The 2,056-nt window shown below is 70.5% G+C and carries 4 protein-coding genes; 1 reads left to right on the top strand and 3 read right to left on the bottom strand.

The annotated features are described in order from the left end of the window. Positions 1-388: 388 nt before the first annotated feature. Positions 389-619: a hypothetical protein gene (locus V7050_RS20670; protein WP_324370714.1), complete on the bottom strand. Its 231-nt coding sequence runs from the start codon at positions 617-619 to the stop codon at positions 389-391. After that, positions 616-852 carry a DUF1127 domain-containing protein gene (locus V7050_RS20665; RefSeq protein ID WP_324370712.1) on the bottom strand — a complete coding sequence of 79 codons (237 nt, stop codon included), beginning with the start codon at positions 850-852 and terminating at the stop codon, positions 616-618. The genes V7050_RS20670 and V7050_RS20665 overlap by 4 nt, the downstream gene beginning before the upstream one ends. Positions 853-1,003: 151 nt before the next feature. Here V7050_RS20665 and V7050_RS20660 point away from each other — a divergent pair, with 151 nt between their 5' ends. After that, positions 1,004-1,921 carry a LysR family transcriptional regulator gene (locus V7050_RS20660; RefSeq protein WP_324370710.1) on the top strand — a complete coding sequence of 306 codons (918 nt, stop codon included), beginning with the start codon at positions 1,004-1,006 and terminating at the stop codon, positions 1,919-1,921. Here the strand turns inward: V7050_RS20660 and V7050_RS20655 are convergent. Further along, positions 1,911-2,056 (bottom strand): tRNA ligase subunit PheS family protein (locus V7050_RS20655; RefSeq protein ID WP_442885722.1); only part of this gene is annotated, 146 nt, incomplete at its 5' end. The genes V7050_RS20660 and V7050_RS20655 overlap by 11 nt on opposite strands.

The raw sequence follows: 2,056 nt of genomic DNA, 5'->3' as shown, positions 1-2,056 counted from the left end.
CGGGCACCGCCGGGCAGCGCCCGCCCCGCCCCCAGGCGGGCGCTTCGCACCCGCCGGGCCGGGCGCTGCCCTCGTCTTGCGCGGGACGGTCGAAGAAGAAAGAACGAGCCCCAAATGCGATAACCCCGGCCAGCCCTGCGGCGCCTGCAGGGCACGCGAACCGGAGCCGCGATGGCCGGGCCGCCGTGGACTGCATGTGGAGCGGGCGCGTAGCCCGGGGATGCCGTATCCGGGCAGCGCAGGCATGGTGTCCATTGTCGGTCCCGTCGGCGGTGATGCGCGGCGGGTTTAGCGGATGCCGGCCCGGGGCGAAAGGCCCGGCAGCGCCGGCCGGGGACGCCCTGCCCGGAGGGGCCGGGCAGGACACAGGGCGTCGCGGCGCCGCGGTTCAGTCGTTCTTTGCGCCGGCGATCAGCTTCTCGGCGTGGGTGAAGATCTCGTGCCGCTCGATGCCCATGCGCTTGAGCTGCGCGTCCGGCAGCCGGGCGAGGGCATGCGCCATCTTCGCGGTCTGCACGCTCTTCACGAAGACCCTCACCGCCGAGGACAGGGTCGCCCAGAGGGAGGCCGACGGCGCCTGCCCGGCATGGGGCGCGCCCGAAATCGCACCGCCGCTCATCGGGCCGAAGCGGCGCTGACCGCTTCCCGGGCGATGCGGCGGATGTCGGCGCGGGCGATGCCGAGATCCTCCAGGTCGCGATCGGTCAGGGCGCCGAGCTCGGCGGCCGTGCTTCTGTAGAGCGCTTGGCGCTCCCGCCATGCATTGAAGTCGGCGAGAATCGAGCGCAGGGGCCCGGGGAGGGCGTCGCGCCGGGGCGCCGCGCCCGGAGCCGAGATCGAGGTGGCAGACATTGGCGAAACTCCTTGCTTTTGCTGCTCTGCAGCATATCTGCTGCACTGCAACAGTTACGATTGCGGGGCTGTCCGGCAATCCCGCGATCCGGCACAGGGGTCTTGCCGGGACGGAACAGAAGGCGTTAACGCTCTGGAAACTCCCTCTCAGATGCTCGTGTTCGTCAAGGTCGTGGAAAGCGGCAGCATTTCGGCCGCCTCGCGCGCGGGCGGGCAGACGCCCTCGGCGGTCAGCAAGCAGATCGGCCTGCTGGAGGAGCATGTCGGGCATCGCCTGCTGCACCGCACGCGGACGGGTGTCTCGCTCACCGCCGAGGGGCGGGACTATTACGAGAAATGCAAGGCGCTGGCGCGCAGCTTCGAGGCGGCCGAGGCGCATATCCAGGGCCTCGCGGGCCCGCCGAAGGGCATGCTGCGGGTCATCTCGAGCGTGGCCTTCGGGAAGTCACAGCTGGTGCCGGCACTGCCCGCGTTCCTCGGCCGCTATCCCGGGATCCGCCTCTCGCTCGAGCTGACGGACCGGCCGGTCGATCTGGAGGAGGAGGACATCGACGCCGCGATCCGCTTCGCCGAGCAGCTGGACAATCCCAGGGTCATCGCGCGCAAGATCATGGAGAACGAGCGCATCCTCTGCGCCTCCCCGGCGTTTCTCGCGCGCCACGGCACCCCGCGGCGCTTCGCCGATCTCGCGCATTTCAACTGCCTGCGCACCTCCGACAGCGGCGGCCGCAACGCCTGGCGGTCGCTCGAGGGCGGCGAGGATCTGGCGATCGATGCCGAGGGGAATTTCGAGGGCAACAGCGCGGACGTGGTGTTCGAGGCGGCGCTGGCGGGGCTCGGGATCGCGCGGCTCTCGAGCTATCTGGTCGCCGACAGCATCCGCTCCGGCGCACTGGTCCGGGTCTTGCCCGAATACACCCAGAAGAACGCGGATATCGCCGTGATCTTCGCCGAGCGGCGGTTGCTCGCGCCGAGGATCCGCGTCTTCATCGACTTTCTCGTCGAGCATTTCCGCGGCCGGGGGCCGCTGGCGTCGCCGGCGGCGTCTTCCGGGACGCCTAGCGGCTGAGCCCGGCCTGGAGCGTGGGCACGTCGAGCGCGCTGAAGCCGTAGTGGCGCAGCCAGCGCAGGTCGCTCTCGAAGAAGGCACGCAGGTCGGGGATGCCGTATTTCAGCATCGCCAGCCGGTCGATGCCCATGCCGA

The organism is Amaricoccus sp. (assembly GCF_036846665.1).
GTDB lineage: Bacteria > Pseudomonadota > Alphaproteobacteria > Rhodobacterales > Rhodobacteraceae > Amaricoccus.
Note: the sequence above shows the minus strand (reverse complement) of the source record. Positions and strands in the feature narration are given on the sequence as shown.